We start from the raw sequence: 17,601 nt of genomic DNA on the forward strand, positions 1-17,601 counted from the left end.
CCTCAGTCTGCGCTAGTGGGCCGAAATGACGATCGAAATGCCTGACGCACGCCGCAAACTAAATCCTCTCGGTCACATACTGAAGCTGTCTGGTTCGAACAGCCATCAAAAATTTTGCAGCTCGAGCGCCGGACGCACCTTCGATACCTAAACTGCACTGCCCTCGGGCGGGACCCGAGCACAATCCGAGCGGACGAAGCCGGTCCGGGTCAGTCCTCGAGCGGCGATTCGGTGCCGCGAACGCTGTCGACGATGACGTCGCCGTCGGGTCGCGACGCGATCCAGAACAGCTTGTAGGCGTCGACGGACCGCTCGAAGCGTACGTCCGGCGCGGAGCCGACGGCGACCTTTCGGAGCGTCCAATTGAAGACCGAATCCTCGGCCTTCTCCCGCGTCTGCTCGTCGGAGAGTTCCGACGGGATGACGAGGACGTCCTCGACCGTCCGGTCCGTCGTCTCCGGGAACGTGTCCGCGCGAACGGCGAGTCGACGGGAGCGATCGACGGTGACGACGTACTCGAGCTCGCGGTCCGACAGCAGCGGCCGCTCGACGGTCGCGACGGCGTCGTAGACGCGGTAGGGATACGCGATGGCGCCGACGCGCCCGTCCGAGTCGACGTCGTCGCGCGCGACCGCCGGGGCGATGACGGACAGTTCCGCGCGCTCGCGGCGGTCGCCCCGAACGGGTGCGGACGGGGACGCGGACGCGGTGTCGGCCCGACGAGCGTCGCTCATCTACTCGTCACCCTCCGAGTCCGCCCAGTAGTCGCTGGCGGCGACGTGAGCGCGAATGTTGTCGGTCTCCGTCACGGCCTTGGGATCGACGTCTCGACCCCCGTCGGTGACGTAATCGGGAGTGCCGGTCGGGCTCTCGGTGCTCGAGAGCGCCGAGAGCGGCTTGTCGAACACGTCGAAGTGTTCGTCGACCCCCTCCGGCGGGCGCGTGAGCAGCGAGACGACGATCAGCGTCGTCGTCGAGAGGATGAAGGCCGGGAAGAGCCCGTAGACGCCGACGAGTTCGGACAGGAACGCCGAGCCTTCGACCACACTGGCGAGGCCGAGCACCTCGAGAAGCGCCGACAGCTGGGTCCACAGGATCATCGTCGTGGTGCCGACGATCATGCTCGCGACGGAGCCCGTGGCGGTGACGCGTTTCCACCACAGCGCCGCGATCAGCGTCGGCCCGATCGCCGCGCCGAGACCGCCCCAGGCGTAGTCGAGCACGAGCGTGTAGATCGGGGTGTCCTTCGCGAGGTAGGCGAAGGCGATGCTGGCCGCACCGAGCGCGAGCGTGACGATCTGGGAGTACTGGACGAGCTTCGCCTGGCTCGCGTTCGGGTTCACGTAGCCGTGGTAGACGTCCTCGACGATGGCGCTGGTCGCGACCAGCAGCTGCGAGTCGGCGCTGGACATCATCGCGGCCAGCGCCGCCGCGAGGATGATCCCCGCGATGGCGCCGGGGAAGAACTCGAGGGTGAGCATCGGCATGACGTTGTTCGGGTCCTCGATCCCGCTCTGGCCGAAGGCGACCAGCGCGTACAGCCCGACGAAGCCGGCGCCGATGTACGCGACGAACATGAACAGCTGGGCGACAAGCGCCGCGAGGCGGATGTTCTTCACTTCGTCGATCCCCATGAACCGCACCATCACGTGCGGATTGCCGGGGATACCGAGCCCGATGGCGGCGTAGCTGATGATGCCGAAGACGGCCGCCCAGCCGGTCATACCGGCCGTGATGCTCGTGTACGAACTCCCGACGGACGCCAGGTTGTCGAACGGGAGGCCGTAGTTCGTAAACGCGATGATCGGCAGCACGATGAACGCGCCGAGGATGATCGCGCCCTGGAAGTAGTCGGACCAGGCGACGGCGAAGTAGCCGCCGAGGATGGTGTAACCGACGACGATGACCCCGCCGACGAGGATGCCGACGAGCGGTTCGACGCCGGTCAACACCTCCAGCAGCGTCCCGGCGGCGACGATCTGGGCGCCGACGTAACCGCCCTCGAAGATCATGAGGACGAACGCGGAGACGCCCTTGACGAGGCCGGTGTCGTCCTGGAGCCGCGTCTCGAAGAACGTCGGCAGCGTGACTGCCTTCACGATCTCCGTGTACTTCCGGAGTCGCTTCGCGAGTCCCGCCCACGCCAACAGGTCGGCGGGGATCATACCGAGCCCGTTGTAGAAGGCCATCACGCCCGTCCCGAACGCGTCGCTGGGGACCCCGAGCGTGAGCCAGCCGCTCATCTCGGAGGCGCGTTCGGAGAAGCCCGTCACCACGGGTCCGACGCTCCGACCGCCGATGACGTAGTCGTCGACGGTGTCCATAAGCTGGGAGGAGTACAGCCCGATCCCGAGCAACACGAGAAGATACGCCGCGAACGTTCCGAGGACCCAGATGCCGGCGGAGCCGGCGATCCCCTCACTGGCCATGGTTCACCTCCTCGTACCTCTCACGGAGTCGTTCCTCTCGCTTTCCTTCCCACACGTAGTAGACGCCGAGCATCACGAGATACACGGCGAACGGTCCGAACAACCATATGAGGTCGACCGTGCCACTCACAGACATTGCCGTTGTGTGGTTACTACCCACACATAAGAGTATCGAATCTGCCCCTTTTTTGATGCTGGTAGGCGACTAGAACACTCTCTGACGGTGATAGGACTTCGACTCCCGTTACTGAACCTGCACAGGGAAGATCGGTACTGCTGCGTGGACGGTTCGAAACCGCGACGGACCCGGCCGTGGTTCACACACCGACGACGGCGCGAAGCGCGAACAGCGCGTTCTCCTTGCGCTCGCGGACCCGGCGGTAGAAGTACTGCATCCACTTGTCCCCGTAAGGGACGTACTGGTTGACCTCGTAGCCCTGCGCCGCGAGTCGACGCTGGGCGTCCTCGCGAACGCCCATGAGCATCTGGATCTCGAACGGCGTCCCGTACTCCTCGTGGAGGTCCCTGGCGGTCTCGAGCATCGCCGGATCGTGGCTGCCGACGGCGACGCCCCGGTCGAACTCCCGGAACAGGTACTCGAGGTGTTCCTCGTAGGCCTCGTTGACCTCGGCTTTCGTCTGGTAGGCGACCGACGCGGGCTCGTCGTAGGCGCCTTTCACGAGGCGGACCGCTGCGGGGACGTCGGCCAGGCGACGCAGATCGTCGCGCGTGCGCTTGAGGTTCGCCTGAATGGCGACGCCGACGCCGTGGGGATACGTCTCCGCGGCCGATTCGACGGCGTCGAGGGTCGTGTCGGTCGTCGTGTGATCCTCCATGTCGCACCAGACGAACACGTCCTCGTCGGCCGCGACCTCGACGATCCGGTCGAAGTTCGCCGCGAAGACGTCCGGTCCGACGTCGATCCCGATCTGGGACGGCTTGACCGAGACGCTTCCCTCGAGGCCGCGAGCGGCCAACTGGGAAACGAGTCGGCAGTACGCGTCGGCGTCCTCGTCGGCGGGTTCGCGCTCGTGATAGTGCTCACCGAGCAGGTTCACGATACCGCCGAGGTTCTCCTCGTTGCAGTCGGCGACGTGATCGAGCGCGCCGGACGCGGTCGTTCCGGCGACGAATCGGCTGGCGATCGGGGGAATCATATCGAATAACGGGGACGGATCCCTCCTAAATCGATACCCGACCAAAAGATTCGCTCTGCAAGATACTGAATAGAAGTCGATGGGCGGTCACACGGCATCGGGATTGAGGAGTTTCGCCTCGGCCTTCCGGAGGTGCTCGAGCAGCGTTGTCTTCGAGACGCCGAGCTCGTCGGCGAGCTCGCGCGTGCTGATTTCGCGGGGCCAGGCGTAGTAGTTTCGCTCGCAGGCGAGTTCGAACGCGTCCCGCTGGCGCGGCGTGAGACGGTCGAGTCGATCGATCGGGTCCGAGATCGGCGAGCCGCCGTCGGCCGCGCCGATCTTGCTGACCGTGATCTCGGCGTCGGTCTCCGCCCGGATCGTCTCGAGGCGGTCCCGAACCTGCGCGCGGTCGTCGGCGACGAAGACTGGCCAGTGTTCGACGCCGCCTTCGACGCGGACCGACGCCTCGTGGATGAAGCCGTGGGAGACGAGCGTGTCGCTGATGCTGTGTTCGGGTTCGTACTCGACGAACAGCTCGCGGGTCGCGTTCCCCGGGTTCGGCGCCGTGCTGGTCGGCCGCCCGCCGAGTTCGACCGCCGAGTGCGTCAGGGGCGATTCGTCGGCGAAGGCGACGAACTCGTCGATCTGGTCCGTCGTATCGGCGTAGACGGTGAAGTGTCCCTTGACGGTCTCGTCGACGGTCCGGTTGACCGTGTGGATGAGCAGGCCGGCGTCGACGGCTTCCGTCGCCTGAATCCCCCAACAGTCCGGGTGCCAGATCTCGAGGGTCAGGCGCGTCCCGTCGGTCGCTCCCGCCGCTGTCGTCGTCGAACTCGTGCTACTCATGTGTCAGTCTCTATCGTGCCTTTCGGTGGCATCGCTATAAACATATTGACTCCGGGTACCATCCGTCGTCCGGTCGTTTCCGCCCTCGAGTTATCGACCGTCGACTCCGAACCCGACCATGGGAGGGCCTGCTTATTCGGGGGTAATCCGTCATCGATACCGTATGAGTCAGCAGACCACGGCCCAGCCCGATCGGCACTACATCGACGGCGAGTGGACCGAGGGCGCGGGCGACGAGACGTTCGAGAGCGAGAATCCGGCGACCGGCGAGACGCTTCGGACCTTCCACCGCGGAACCGAAGCCGACGTCGACGCGGCCCTCGAGGCCGCGGAAGAAGCCCAGAAGGAGTGGCGCGCGCTCTCTCACATCGACCGCGCGGAGTACCTCTGGGACATCTACCACGAGCTGCGCGAGCGCACGAACGAGCTCGGCGAGATCGTCACCAAGGAGTGCGGCAAGGAGATTTCGGAGGGCAAGGCAGACGTCGTCGAGGCCGCCCACATGGTCGAGTGGGCCGCCGGCAACGCCCGCCACCCCCACGGGGACGTCGTCCCCTCCGAGATCGCGAGCAAGGACGCGTACATGCGCCGGAAGCCCCGCGGCGTCATCGGCTGCATCACGCCGTGGAACTTCCCGGTCGCGATCCCGTTCTGGCACATGGCCGTCTCGCTGGTCGAGGGCAACACGGTCGTCTGGAAGCCCGCCGAGCAGACGCCGTGGTGCGCCCAGATCGTCGCCGAGATGTTCGAGGACGCCGGCATCCCCGACGGCGTGTTCAACATGGTGCAGGGCTTCGGCGACGCGGGCGAGGCCATCGTCGAGGACGAGCGCGTCGACACCGTCCTCTTTACGGGATCGGCCGAGGTCGGCCAGCAGGTCGCCCGCACCGTCGCCGAGCAGCCAGGCAAGCTCGCGGCCTGCGAGATGGGCGGCAAGAACGCCGTCGTCATCACCGACGAGGCCGACCTCGACACGGCCGTCCACTCCGCCGTGATGTCGAGCTTCAAGACGACCGGCCAGCGCTGCGTCTCGAGCGAGCGTCTGATCGTCCACGAGGACATCTACGACGAGTTCAAGGAGCGGTTCGTCGACGTCGCCGAGAACATCGCGGTCGGCGATCCGCTCGAGGAGGACACCTTCATGGGCCCGCTCGTCGAGGGCGAGCACAAGGAGAAGGTCCTCGAGTACAACGAACTCGCGCGCAACGAAGACGTCAACGTGCTCGTCGACCGCGACGAACTGGCCGACGACGAGATCCCTGAGGGTCACGAGGACGGCCACTGGGTCGGCCCGTTCGTCTACGAGGCCGATCACGAGGCCGATCTCCGCTGTACGCAGGAGGAGGTCTTCGGTCCCCACGTCGCGCTCATGGAGTACTCCGGCGACATCGAGGACGCCGTCGAGATCCACAACGACACCGAGTACGGGCTCGCGGGTGCGATCATCTCCGAGAACTACCGCGAGATCAACTACTACCGCGACAACGCCGAGGTCGGCCTCGCGTACGGCAACCTGCCGTGTATCGGCGCGGAGGTCCACCTGCCGTTCGGCGGCGTCGGCAAGTCCGGCAACGGCTACCCGAGCGGCCGCGAAGTGATCGAGGCCGTCACCGAACGGACCGCCTGGACGCTGAACAACTCGAAGGAGATCGAGATGGCGCAGGGTCTCTCCGCGGACGTCACGACGAAAGACGACTGATTCGATCGGCACTGCGCGGTCGCTGCTAGCGTCGAGCGCTCGTCTCGTTCGCCGTTTCCGCTTTTCGCTTCGTTCTTCTCGCGTCGATCGGTCTCCCGGGTCCCAGTTCACGCCCAGTAGTCGGCTCTCCGGTATCGAACCCACCAAAACGTCCGCGCAGCGACGCGTTCGGGAGACGTAAACGCACCAGCCGTCGCTTCGAAACGCATTGCGCGAGGCCGTCAGTCTCGAGAGCGGTAGCGATCCGCTCGGCGGTTCACCGGCAAACCGTTCACGTATTTCGAACGAGTGGCGCGGTACTGCCGTACTGGCCGTGTCGACGGTGACAGTTGGTTGTTACCTGGCCGCGCGTAGCTATGCTTGGGCCGACCGAATCGGTATGATCGAGGACAAAGTGACCAAATACACTATTGGAACGTTCATCAAGGGGATAAAGCGAACGATCGTCCATGAATTCTGTTCACGTATTCCGAACGCTTATGCGGTCAGGGCCCGACCCATCCATCAATGACCGATAGTCGCTCGCGGCCGGTGAAGACGACGAAGACGTCGTTCGCGATCGTTCGGGCGATTCGCGACGGTGACGGGGACGGCGCGACGTTGAACGAGTTGGCCGATCGCCTCGGCCTGGCGAAAAGTACCGTCCACAACCACCTCCACACGCTGGTCGACGAGGGCTTTCTCGTCCGCGAGGGCGACACCTACCACGTCGGGCTCGAGTTCCTCCCGTTCGGCGAACACGCGCGCCACCGGAACCCGCTGTACGCGCCCGCTCGCCGACGCGTCTACTCGCTCGCCGAACAAACGGGCAACGAGGCCGACTTCATCGTCGAGGAAAACGGACGCGCGTACTCGCTCGAGTACGCGATCAGCGAGTCGACCCGCGGCGTCTCGGAATCGAGTCCGTTTCGAGCCGGCAACCGGTTTCACATGCACAATTGTGCGTCGGGAAAGGCCATGCTGGCCGCGATGTCAGAGGACCGCGTTCGATCGATCGTCGATCGGTGGGGACTGCCGGCGACGACCGAGCAAACGATCACCGACGAATCGGAACTCTTCGAGGAACTCGAGGCGATTCGACGCCGCGGATACGCCGTCAACGACGAGGAACTGATCGAGGGCTATCGGTCGATCGGCGCGGCGATAACGGGCCCGGACGGCGACGTCTTCGGTGCGTTTACCGTCGGCGGACCGACCTACCGCATGGCCGTCGACGACGAGGCGACCGAGTCGATCGGTCGTCTCTTACTGGACGAAGTCGACGCGCTGCAAGCCGACGCGTTTTAACGATGAATTACACTTGTATGTCTGTAATGGACTTCCGGACGCGGTCCGATCGACCGGTGAGCGAGCACCGAGGCGCCTTTCCGTCGATCCCGTCGCCGTCGGCCACTCCCGGCGGTCGTCTCGACGACTTTCGGCCGCCGTATCCGGCCGTATCGCTGCCGGCACACTGCGGTCGTGCCGACTCGAGACGGGGTCTCGAGGAACGGATGTCCGGCGCCGCTCGGTGACGAATGGCGTTCGCCGCTCGAGCGGTCGCATTCGGGGTTAGCGAACGGCGGAGTGAGCGTCCGTGCGTCCGACTGTCGTCGGAGCCTGAATCCGTCTCGCTTTCGCCCAGCGACCGATCGCCTGCCCGTCGATCAGCGACGGGAGCCGTCCGCGAGTACCGATATCACTCGGCCATTCGAACTCGGTCCGTCGTATCGGCATCCCCGGGTGAGTCTCTCTCCGTGACGGTAACATTCTGTTACCGCCGTCCGGTATATCGAATTCTCGGTAATCGTCTGCTATCCCGTCTGTTTCCCCGATTCGCTCGGTTCCTGCGGAACCGACTTTCGAACTCCCGAATCTCTCGTTCCCAGTTTCTCGGATATATATCCGCGTATATTGGATACGGTTTGCAGTAGTCGAAATCGGACAATTAGCGAGCCGTAACCGCTGACACGCCCACCCTTCAACGAATTATATTAATAGATTTGAAGCGAGGTAAGGGTTCACGGTTATAGTCTCGCCACGTCCTATTACGAGCGTACGGATGTAAATATATGCCACGCTTCGGTGTTGACCGACCGAATCCAAGTATATCGAATTTTTTCCACTCTATACGGAGAAGGCCGTCGGAGGGAGGCTGCGATCCGATTCGTCGTTCGGTCCTGAGAGCGATGCTACCGCGCCGTGTCGCTGCGAGCGTCGCGTACGGCGATGCGCATCGTCGACCGTGGTCGGCGTCGTTCGACGGCCGGCGGACCGACGCGAGGATTGGTGTGCCAGACTCGAGACCCCGTCGCACGCCACGAGCGGCTGCTACTCGGTGACTGACGCGAAAAATACACGAGAGCGGTCGTTACTCCGCGTCGACCGACGTCTCCGTGAAGTACGTCCGCGCGGTCTTCGGGACCTGCTTCGTGTCCGTGACTTCGAGGTCGGCCGTCGCGACGATATCGTCGGCCGAACGTCCGATGCGAACCTCGTAGGGGCCTTCCTCGACGGCGAGGTTCATGTCGAGGTCGTGGAACGCGAGCTGGGTGGCCGACAGTTCGAACGTCACGCGCTTGGTCTCACCCGGCTCGAGCGAGACGCGCTCGAAGCCGACCAGTTCCTGCACGGGACGGGCCTGGCTCGCGTTCGTCGCCCGGCCGTAGCACTGGACGATCTCGTCGCCGGCGCAGTCGCCGACGTTCGTGACCGTTACGCTCGCGGCGAACGAGCCGAGCGGCGCGACGCTGTCGGTCGACAGCGAGACGTCGCCGTACTCAAACGCGGTGTAGCTCTCGCCGTGGCCGAACGGGTAGACCGGCTCGCTGTCGGTGTAGACGTAGTCCTTGTTCGCGGTGTTTTCCTTCCGGTTGTAGTAGACCGGCAGCTGCCCGACCGACTTTGGCAGGGAGACGGGGAGCTTACCGCTCGGATTGTACTCGCCCAGCAGCGTCTCGGCGATCGCCGTCCCGCCCTCGTCGCCCGGCAGCCACGCGTAGAGGATCGCGGGCGCTTCCGCGGCGATATCCTCGATGGCGTGGGGCTTGCCGCTGACGAGGACGACGACGACCGGCGTGTCCGTCTCGAGCAGTTCCTCGACGAGTTCCTCCTGCACGCCGGGCAGGCCGAGGTGGGTCACGTCGCAGCCCTCCCCGCTGGTCGGGACGCTGGGCTTCGCTTCTTTCTCGGCTTCGACGTCCGAGAAATCGACCGCCGAGCGCGCGCCGACGAACGCCAGCGCGACGTCCGCGTCTTCGGCGGCGTCGGTCGCCGCGTCGAAGCCGTCCGTCGAGGGACCGGAGATCGTACAGCCCTGCTCGTAGGTCACGTCGAGGTCGTCGCGGGCCTCGAGCGCCTCGAGCGGGGTGACGGCGTCGGCCTCGTACTCCTCCTCGGGGTAGTGGGCCGCGTAGGCGTAGTCGCCCATCAGCTCCTTCGGGTCGTCCGCCTTCGGGCCGACGACGGCCACGTCGTCAACGGAAAGCGGCAGCAGGTCGCCCTCGTTCTTGAGCAGCGTCATCGACTGCCGGGCCGCCTCCCGAGTGACCTCGCGGGCCTCGTCGGTGTGGAATGCAGCCGCGGCCGCGTCCGCGTCGACTTCGGGGTCGTCGAAGACGCCCTTCCGGAACTTCTCTCGGAGGACGCGCCGCACCGACTCGTCGAGCGTCTCCTCTGCGAGGTCGCCTTCCTCGACGGCGTCCACGAGGTGTTCGCCGTAGTACTCCGTGTAGGGGAGTTCGACGTCGATGCCGGCCTCGAGGGCCTGCACGGCGGCCTCGGGTTTCGTGTTCGCGGTCTCGTGTTCGGTCACGAGGTGGCGGACGCTGTAGTAGTCCGAGACGACGGTGCCGTCGAAGCCGAACTCGCCGCGCAGCACGTCGGTCAGCAGCCACTCGGAGCTGGCGCAGGGGACGCCGTCGATGTCGTGGTAGGCGTTCATCACCGACTCGGCGTCGGCCTCGCTGATGACGGCCTCGTAGGGGAACAGGTGGGTTTCGCGCAGTTCCCGCGGCCCGACGTTGAGCGACGAGCGGTTCTTGCCGCCGTCGGTCGCGCCGTGGCCGACGAAGTGTTTCAGGGTCGCCGAGATGCCGTCCGCGCGGCCGTCGCCCTGTAGTCCGTCGACGTACGCACGCGCCATCTCGGCGACCACGTACGGGTCCTCGCCGAAGGTTTCCTCGACGCGCCCCCAGCGCAGATCGCGGGCGACGTCGAGCACCGGCGAGAGGGCGTGAACCGTGCCGATCCCCTCGAGTTCGCTGCGGATCGTCTCGGTGACGGTCTCCAGCAGGTCGGGGTTCCAGCTGCTCGCCATCCCCAGCATCTGCGGGAAGGTCGTCGCCTCCGGCCCCATGTAGCCGCTGAGACACTCCTCGTGGGGAATCGCGGGGATTCCCAGGCGCGTCTCCTCCCGCAGGTAGGTCTGAAGTTCGTTGGTCACGCGCGCGGCCTCGCTCGGCGCGAGGCTCCCCTCGCCGCCGAGCCGGGTGAAGTGGCCGATCCCGTGCTCGAGCCACTCGTCGACGGCGTCCCAGTCGATCTCGTCGTCCTCGTCGAGCAGTCGGTCGGCGTTGACCGATCCCAGTTGGGCGGCCTTTTCCTCGAGCGTCATCCGCTCGAGGAGGTCCTCGACTCGGTTCTCGACGGCTGCCGATTCGTCTAGATACGTCGCGGTAGGCTGGTCTCGTCTCACATCCCGACCCGTTGTGACCGATCGTCTTAGTATTTCTGACAGTGGTTTTGCGGTAGGGATCGCCGCGATCGGGGTGCCGCCGGTCGCCAATCGTCCGAACGTCGGCGGTCCGTCGGTCCGTGTCGTTCGTTCCCATTGAAACAGTACTTTTATTAGGGTCGGAAAGCACTTTATCGGTGTCAATAAAAGATGACTAATTGGCTCATTAAGCGAGTGGGACAGAGCGTGCTGACCGTTCTGGTCGTGTTCCACCTGACGTTCGCGTTGGTGCGGCTGATGCCGGGGAATCCGTTCGAGGCGATGGTCGCGCAGATGCTCGCCGAGAACCCGAACAACCCGCAGGCGGCGCGGCGGTTGGTCGAGGTGTACATGAACATCAACCCCGACGCGTCGATCTACGAACAGTACGTGAACTACATGTCGTCGGTTCTACAGGGCGACCTGGGGTACTCGATGTCCCAGAGCACGTCGGTCAACCAGATCCTCGCCGAGGCGGTGCCGTGGACGATCTTCTACATGTCCATCGCGATGGTCGTCACCTTCACGACGAGCCTCTGTCTCGGCGCGATCATGGCCTACTACGAGGGGTCGCGGTTCGACACGGCGATGACCGTCTTCGCCGTGGTCGAAAGCTCGACGCCCTACTACGTGGTCGCGCTGCTGATGCTGTTTATCTTCGCGTACCAACTCAACTGGTTCCCCACCGGAGCGCGGTACCCCGGCGGCGCGGACGTCGGCCTGAACGCCGAGTTCGTCGTCGGCGCGTTGCACCACGCTGCGCTCCCGATCCTTTCGATGATCGTCACGGGCGCCGCGGCCTCGCTCAGCATGCGGGGGAACTCGATCAGCGTGCTCGGCGCCGATCACATCCGGGTCGCGCGCCTCCGCGGGCTCCCGCCCACCCGGATCGCGCTGCGGTACGTCATGCGAAACGCGATCCTCCCGCTGTACACCGGCCTCCTGCTGATCATGGGCTTCATGATCGGCGGCTCGATCATCCTCGAGGACATCTTCCAGTACCACGGGATGGGGTGGTACATGTACGAGGGCGTGCTCAACCGCGACTACCCGCTGATGGTCGGCGGGTTCATGGTGATCTGTATCACCGTCGTTACCATGATGTTCATCGCGGACCTGACGTACAGTCGCCTCGATCCGCGCGCGAAGACGGGCGGCGACGACATGGAGGTCTACGGCAGTTCGGCCGGCGTGCCGATTCGGACGCAGCTCAAGCGGTACATCAAGCGGCTGACGAACAGCAGCGAAAAGCGTGCGGACGGCGGGACGACGACGCACGGGTTCTTCGGCGAGGAGGACGTCATCGACGTCGATCGAAAGGACGTCCTCTACCGGAAGTTCGACCGGTCCATCTACGCGCCCGCCAAGATCGTGTTGAGCGACTGGCGCGGGTTCCTCGGCACCGCGATCCTCATCGGGTTCGTCCTGCTCGGGACCCTCGGGTCGCGGTTCGTCCCGAGTCCGACCGCGACGTTCGACCGATGGGTGTCGCCGTTCGACGGGAACTTGGCCCATCCGCTCGGAACGACGAACAGCGGACAGGACCTGCTCTCGCTGATGGTCCACGGGACCTCGCCCGTGCTGATCATGATCACGGTGGGTGCGCTCGCGACGGTCACGCTGGGCGTGAGCATCGGCGCGACCGCCGGGTTCCGCGGCGGCAGCACCGACCGCCTGCTGATGACGCTGTGTGACACCATCGTCTCGGTTCCGGGCCTGCCGCTGATCATCGTCATCGCCGCGATCGTCGAACCGCGACACCCGGCGATGGTCGGGCTCGTCCTGTCGGTCGCCGCCTGGGGCGGCCTGGGGCGCTCGATCCGCTCGGAGGTGCTCAAGGTCAGAAGTCAGGAGTACGTCGAGGCGTCCCGCGCGATGGGCGTCAATACGTTCTCGATCATCCTGAAGGACATCCTGCCGAACATCTGGCCGTACATCCTCATCAACCTCGCCAACAACGCCCGCAACATCATCTTCTCCTCGGTCGGACTGTACTACCTCGGGTTCCTGCCCCGCAGCACGCGCAACTGGGGCGTCGTCCTCGACGCCGCGCACTCCAACAACGCGCTGTACTCCCTCGACCGGGTCCACTACATCGCCGTCCCGGCGCTGTTCATCATCACCCTCTCGATGGGACTGATCCTCATCTCGCAGTCGCTCGACCGGATCAGCAATCCGCGGATCCGCGCCCGCCACGCGAAGTCGGTCGAGGAGGAGGAACCGGTCTAATCTAACCCCGCTCGGTCCCACTCCTGCTCCCGTTCGATTTTGAACCGCCCCTTTTCCGCCGTTCCGAACGATTTTCGTTTCGTCCCCGCTCGAGGCTCGAGGGTGCCCGAGTCCGTTTCACCGCCGATCCGCGGGTCGACCGTCGACGGGTGCGTGCGAACCGCTCGAGTACGATGGCGGATCCGGTCTCGAGGATCGGCCGTCGACTGGTATCGACAGCTCGGGTCCTGCCGACCGAAGTCAAAAGAGCGCCGACGAAACCGGTGCGCCGTTCCTCGTTAGCTCGTCGAGTACGCGTCGGCTTCCGCGAGGACGGACGACTCCTCGAGCGCCCAGTCCTGCAGGTACGACTCCTCCGCGGCGACCAGTTCGGCGAACAGCTCGCGCGCCTCCTCGGTCTGGAGGGTCCGAACCTGCTGGTCGATGAGGAACCCCTGGAAGGCCGCGTCGACGTCGCCGTCGCGTGAGGCCTCGATGACGGTCTCGATGGTGTCGACGTGGCCGCGAATGAGGCTTCGGACCGGCCGCGGGAAGCCGCCGGCCGCCGTCGGCTTGACCTCGTTGTTGCGGACGACGGCGTTCGTCTCGACGACGGCACCGTCTTGGAGATCGGACACCTGGCCGACGTTGGGGAGATTGACGTTCGTGACGTAGGTGTCCCGACCGACTAGCCCGCGGAGGATATCGACGAAGACCTCGTTGGACTCGGTCAGTTCGAACTCCTTCTCGCCGCTGAGCCAGGCCTCGACGTCGGTCGTCTGGTCGGACTCGGCGGGCGTCCAGTGTTTCGAGCGGTAGTCGCTGCCGGTGCGCTTGACGCCCCAGCGGTTGAGCCCCTCCTGGCCGTCCTGGATGAACCACGTCGCGTACTCGACGAGGTGGCGATCGCCCGCCGCCGGCAGGACGTCGAACCGCCGGAACAGCTCCCAGGTCACCTGCCAGTTGTCGACGAAGACGCTCTCCTCGGCGAGGTCCTCCCACGTGAACTCCTGGCGGGCGTGCTCGCTCTCGAGGAGGTCCTCGAGGACCGGCCAGAGGTCGACGCCCTTGCAGCGGGCCTCGTCGATCCACGTGAAGTGGTTGATCCCCTTGACGTTGACCGAGATGTCCGACCGCTCGGCGTCCATGTCGAGTTCCTCGCGGGCGTAGCGCGCGAGGCGGTGGCGGGTGCCCAGCACCTCGTGGCAGAGTCCGAGTGCGTTGATGTCGGGGTACTCGTCGTAGAGCGCTCGCGTCACGAAGTGGACGGGGTTCGTGTAGTTGAACACCCAGGCGTCGGGGCAGTGCTCGCGGATCGCGGCGGCGAACTCCCGGTACTGCGGGACGGTCCGCATCGCGCGGAAGATCCCGCCGGGACCGATGGTCGCCGCGACGGCGCCGTAGATGCCGTACTCCTTCGGAATGTCGAGGTCGTGGACGAACGTCTCCGCCGGATCGTACTGGGTCGAGAGGATGACGACGTCGGCGCCGGACAGCGCCGTCTCGAGGGAGTCGACCGCCTCGTAGGACCAGTCGGACGAGGGATCGACGTCGGCCTCGCCGTGGACCCAGTTGCCGAACTCGGCGTTCAACTGGGCGCTCTCGTAGTACTCGTCGTAGAGTCGGACCTGACCGTGTAAGTCCGACTGCGCGAGATCGCGGATGAGGTTCGGTGCCCACTGTCGGCTGCCGCCGCCGACGTACGCGATCGTGACGTCGTCGGGATCGATCGCGCTCTCGGACCGCACTGCGGAGTGTACTTGCTGTGACATCGTACGAGTGAGTGTCATCCACTGACATAAATTCCGGGGTACGAGTAAGATCGCCCCGTTCCCGGCCTCGAGTCCTCGAACGCGGGACGGTAGCCGGTGAGCGCCGTCGGAATCCGACTCGAGCACGGACGGGGCGACTACCCCGCGGTCGACGGGTCGGGTGGGATGCGATCGACGCCGTGGGCGGCGACCGACGTCCCTGCGGTCGGACGTCAGAACCCGTACAGCTCCGCCGGGCGATCGTACGCGAGGCGCTCGACGAGGTCCCGCGCCACGTCCGCCGGCACCTGTCCGCGCTCGACCTGCTTGCCGACGACGTTGGCGAGCGAGCGGCGGAACATCTCGAAGCGCGAGCCGTACGAGAGGAGCTTCCGCGAGTCGCTGACCATGCCCGCGTGCTGCGAGAGCAACTCGACGGTCCCTGCGTACTCGAGTTGCCGTTCGATGCCGAACGGGCTATCGTTGAACCACCAGGCCGGACCGACCGTGACGTTCGGGAAGACCCGCGCGATCGTCGCGACCGTCGGGTAATGGGTCGGATCGATCGCGTAGAGCACGACGTCCAGTTCCTCGTCGAACCGGTTGAGGAAGTGCTCGAGCGGTTTCGCGAGGTCGACGTCCTGCGTCGAGATGTCGCCGCCGGCCGCGGGGCCGAGCCGCTCGAACAGCGAGTCCCGGTAGTTGCGGACGGGGCCGATGTGTAGCTGCGTGACCCACCCCTTCGCGGCGTTTAACTCGCCGATGTACTCGGTGAGATAGGCCTGGAAGTCCTCGACCTCGCGCTCTGAGAGCGAACCGCCCGCGAGCCCCTGCTGGTAGATCTCGCGGGCGCGCTCGTCGCTGACGGGGCGCGAGACGGGCTGTTCGATCCCGAGGTCGCAGGCCTGACAGCCCCGCTCGGCGAAGTAGTCGTGGGAGGCCTCGAGCGCCGCGAGGAAGCCCTCGAAGTCGTCGGTGCCGATCCCGGTCGCGGCCTCGAGTTCCGTTACGAAGTCGGTCCACTCGGGACGGTCGATTTTGACCGCTCGATCCGCGCGCCACGTCGGAACGACCTCGACGCCCTCGACCTCGTCTGCGGCGCGCTCGTGGTACTCGAGGTCGTCTGTCGGATCGTCCGTGCTGCCGACGACCTCGACGTTCATCTCGCGGAGAAGCTGCTGGGGGCGCATGTCGTCGTCGGCGAGTTGCGCTTTCGTCTCCGTCCAGATCTCGTCGGCCGTCTCGGCGGAGATGGGTTTCTCGATGCCGAAGCGCCGTTTGAGGTCGAGGTGGACCCACTCGTAGGTCGGGTTGCCGGCGAACTGCGGGAACACCTCCGCGAGGGCGGTCCACTTCTCCCGATTCGAGGCGTCCCCGGTGATCAGTTCCTCGTCGACGCCGCAGTTGCGCAGCAGCGCCCAGACGTAGTGGTCGGTCGCGGCCTCGACCTCCCAGATGTCGTCCCAGCCGTCGTTCTCGACGATTTCGGCGACGTCGGCGTGCGTGTGGGGATCGACGATCGGCAGGTCCGCGATCGCGTCGTACAGCTCTCGGGCGGCCTCGGTCTCAAGCAGGTAGTCCTCGTCGAGGAAGCTCATACGCGTCACGTCCCGCCGAATCGACTATAAAACTACGGATCCGGCCGTCTCCTCGCACCGACCACCGGGTCGGCCGCCGGCAGGCGGCGGGGCTCGAAACCGCCCACCTATTTATCGCAGGTGGGCGAATCACCCGCTCATGAGCGCCACTGATCCGGGCGATCTGCAGTTCGGCTGTCAGGTCGTCACGTACGGCGACGTCAGCGGTACCGTCGAGCAAGCCAAGCGCGCCGAGGAGGCCGGCTTCGACGTGCTCACGCTTCCCGACCACCTGTTCCACCCGACCGGCTCCGACGAGTTCCTCGTCGATCCGCCCTGGGAGGCCTTCACCGTGCTCGGCGCGATCGCCCAGCACACTGACCGCGCGACGATCATGCCCGGCGTCACCGACTCGGTGCGACGCCACCCGACGGAACTCGCCCACAGCACCGCCACGCTCGATCGGATGACGGACGGCCGCGCGGCGCTGGGCATCGGCGCCGGCGAGGCGTTCAACTTCGCGCCGATGACAGACATCGACTGGGACGACCCCTTCTCGCGGTTCGTCGAGGCCGTGAAAGTGATCGACGGCCTCTGGAGCTCTGCGGCCGACGATCCGTTCTCCTTCGACGGAGACATCTACGGCCTCGAGGACGCCCACATGGGACTGAAGCCGGTGCAGGAGCCCCGGCCGCCGATCTGGGTCGGCGGCTACGGCCCCAGCATGCGCGGCTTCGCGGGCGCGGTCGCCGACGGCTGGTTCCCGTGGATCCACTCGCCCGACCAGTACGCCGCGGATCTCGAGCGCGTGCTCTCGGTCGCCGAGGACCGAGGGCGCGATCCCGACGAGATCGACCGCGCCGTGATGGTGCCGACGACCGTGACCGACGACGCCGACGAGGCCCGGGAGATCGCGGTCGAGCGCAACCGGACGACGCTCGCGCTGCGCCCGCCGCTGCTGGCCGAGATGGGCTACGAGGGGATCGCCGAGGAGACGCCGATCATGCGGGACATGGCCTTCACCGACGAACAGGAGGAGCAGTTGCTTTCGGCCGCCGAACGCATCCCGGCGGAAGCGATCGACGAAGTCACCGTCTCGGGCGACCCCGAGCGCGCGATCGAGCGGATCGAGGCCTTCGCCGACGCGGGCGTCGACAATCTGGTGCTCATCCCCGTCGGGGACTTCGACGAGACGCTGCGTCACTACGAGGAGGAGATCATTCCGTACTTCCGCGACCGGTAGCGGTCCCACGGACCCGGCA

Annotated in this window: 12 protein-coding genes; 4 read left to right on the plus strand and 8 right to left on the minus strand. The window is 65.8% G+C overall.

Annotated elements, in window-relative coordinates; genetic code table 11:
* Positions 1-209: 209 nt before the first annotated feature.
* The 5 genes from ACYQ26_RS05945 to ACYQ26_RS05965 form a co-directional block, all read right to left on the minus strand.
* Entirely contained in the window at positions 210-734 is a 525-nt protein-coding gene (locus ACYQ26_RS05945) for a hypothetical protein (RefSeq protein WP_459807941.1), read from the minus strand.
* Positions 735-2,429, minus strand: coding sequence for a sodium/proline symporter (locus ACYQ26_RS05950; protein WP_459807942.1), 1,695 nt, complete (start codon positions 2,427-2,429; stop codon positions 735-737).
* Positions 2,419-2,565 (minus strand): hypothetical protein, encoded by a 147-nt coding sequence (locus tag ACYQ26_RS05955; protein WP_459807943.1) that lies wholly within the window; start codon positions 2,563-2,565, stop codon positions 2,419-2,421. Before ACYQ26_RS05955 ends, ACYQ26_RS05950 begins: the two co-directional genes overlap by 11 nt.
* A gap of 181 nt (positions 2,566-2,746) precedes the next feature.
* Entirely contained in the window at positions 2,747-3,586 is an 840-nt protein-coding gene (locus tag ACYQ26_RS05960) for a proline dehydrogenase family protein (protein ID WP_459807944.1), read from the minus strand.
* A gap of 87 nt (positions 3,587-3,673) precedes the next feature.
* Positions 3,674-4,411, minus strand: coding sequence for a helix-turn-helix domain-containing protein (locus ACYQ26_RS05965; RefSeq protein ID WP_459807945.1), 738 nt, complete (start codon positions 4,409-4,411; stop codon positions 3,674-3,676).
* 163 nt (positions 4,412-4,574) lie between these two features.
* Between ACYQ26_RS05965 and ACYQ26_RS05970 the strand changes: the two genes are divergently transcribed.
* The gene (locus tag ACYQ26_RS05970) at positions 4,575-6,110 is read left to right on the plus strand and encodes an aldehyde dehydrogenase family protein (protein ID WP_459807946.1); all 1,536 of its coding nucleotides are present in this window, start codon (positions 4,575-4,577) and stop codon (positions 6,108-6,110) included.
* A gap of 507 nt (positions 6,111-6,617) precedes the next feature.
* Complete coding sequence (locus tag ACYQ26_RS05975) at positions 6,618-7,397, plus strand: IclR family transcriptional regulator (RefSeq protein ID WP_459807947.1); 780 nt, start codon at positions 6,618-6,620, stop codon at positions 7,395-7,397.
* A 1,063-nt stretch (positions 7,398-8,460) separates the two neighbouring features.
* On the opposite strand, the gene ACYQ26_RS05980 is transcribed toward ACYQ26_RS05975, so the two are convergent.
* Positions 8,461-10,704 carry a glycoside hydrolase family 3 N-terminal domain-containing protein gene (locus ACYQ26_RS05980; RefSeq protein ID WP_459808284.1) on the minus strand — a complete coding sequence of 748 codons (2,244 nt, stop codon included), beginning with the start codon at positions 10,702-10,704 and terminating at the stop codon, positions 8,461-8,463.
* A 270-nt stretch (positions 10,705-10,974) separates the two neighbouring features.
* On the opposite strand from ACYQ26_RS05980, the gene ACYQ26_RS05985 reads away from it, so the two are divergent.
* A complete protein-coding gene (locus tag ACYQ26_RS05985; protein WP_459807949.1) occupies positions 10,975-13,032 on the plus strand; it encodes an ABC transporter permease subunit in 2,058 nt (685 codons plus the stop codon).
* 278 nt (positions 13,033-13,310) lie between these two features.
* Here the strand turns inward: ACYQ26_RS05985 and ACYQ26_RS05990 are convergent, their stop codons facing one another.
* Positions 13,311-14,783: a family 4 glycosyl hydrolase gene (locus ACYQ26_RS05990; protein ID WP_459807950.1), complete on the minus strand. Its 1,473-nt coding sequence runs from the start codon at positions 14,781-14,783 to the stop codon at positions 13,311-13,313.
* A gap of 212 nt (positions 14,784-14,995) precedes the next feature.
* Positions 14,996-16,360, minus strand: coding sequence for a glucuronate isomerase (gene uxaC, locus ACYQ26_RS05995; protein WP_459807951.1), 1,365 nt, complete (start codon positions 16,358-16,360; stop codon positions 14,996-14,998).
* Between the two features lie 139 nt (positions 16,361-16,499).
* On the opposite strand from uxaC, the gene ACYQ26_RS06000 reads away from it, so the two are divergent.
* Positions 16,500-17,582 (plus strand): LLM class flavin-dependent oxidoreductase, encoded by a 1,083-nt coding sequence (locus tag ACYQ26_RS06000; protein ID WP_459807952.1) that lies wholly within the window; start codon positions 16,500-16,502, stop codon positions 17,580-17,582.
* Positions 17,583-17,601 lie beyond the last annotated feature (19 nt).

The organism is Halopiger thermotolerans (assembly GCF_054654555.1).

Excerpts from the sequence above, each read along its gene's own strand:
- ACYQ26_RS05985 (WP_459807949.1), top strand. The coding sequence starts at position 10,975 with ATGACTAATTGGCTCATTAAGCGAGTGGGACAGAGCGTGCTGACCGTT.
- ACYQ26_RS05960 (WP_459807944.1), bottom strand. The coding sequence starts at position 3,586 with ATGATTCCCCCGATCGCCAGCCGATTCGTCGCCGGAACGACCGCGTCC.
- ACYQ26_RS05980 (WP_459808284.1), bottom strand. The coding sequence starts at position 10,704 with ATGACGCTCGAGGAAAAGGCCGCCCAACTGGGATCGGTCAACGCCGAC.
- uxaC (WP_459807951.1), bottom strand. The coding sequence starts at position 16,360 with ATGAGCTTCCTCGACGAGGACTACCTGCTTGAGACCGAGGCCGCCCGA.
- ACYQ26_RS05975 (WP_459807947.1), top strand. The coding sequence starts at position 6,618 with ATGACCGATAGTCGCTCGCGGCCGGTGAAGACGACGAAGACGTCGTTC.
- ACYQ26_RS05945 (WP_459807941.1), bottom strand. The coding sequence starts at position 734 with ATGAGCGACGCTCGTCGGGCCGACACCGCGTCCGCGTCCCCGTCCGCA.
- ACYQ26_RS05990 (WP_459807950.1), bottom strand. The coding sequence starts at position 14,783 with ATGTCACAGCAAGTACACTCCGCAGTGCGGTCCGAGAGCGCGATCGAT.
- ACYQ26_RS06000 (WP_459807952.1), top strand. The coding sequence starts at position 16,500 with ATGAGCGCCACTGATCCGGGCGATCTGCAGTTCGGCTGTCAGGTCGTC.
- ACYQ26_RS05950 (WP_459807942.1), bottom strand. The coding sequence starts at position 2,429 with ATGGCCAGTGAGGGGATCGCCGGCTCCGCCGGCATCTGGGTCCTCGGA.
- ACYQ26_RS05965 (WP_459807945.1), bottom strand. The coding sequence starts at position 4,411 with ATGAGTAGCACGAGTTCGACGACGACAGCGGCGGGAGCGACCGACGGG.
- ACYQ26_RS05970 (WP_459807946.1), top strand. The coding sequence starts at position 4,575 with ATGAGTCAGCAGACCACGGCCCAGCCCGATCGGCACTACATCGACGGC.
- ACYQ26_RS05955 (WP_459807943.1), bottom strand. The coding sequence starts at position 2,565 with ATGTCTGTGAGTGGCACGGTCGACCTCATATGGTTGTTCGGACCGTTC.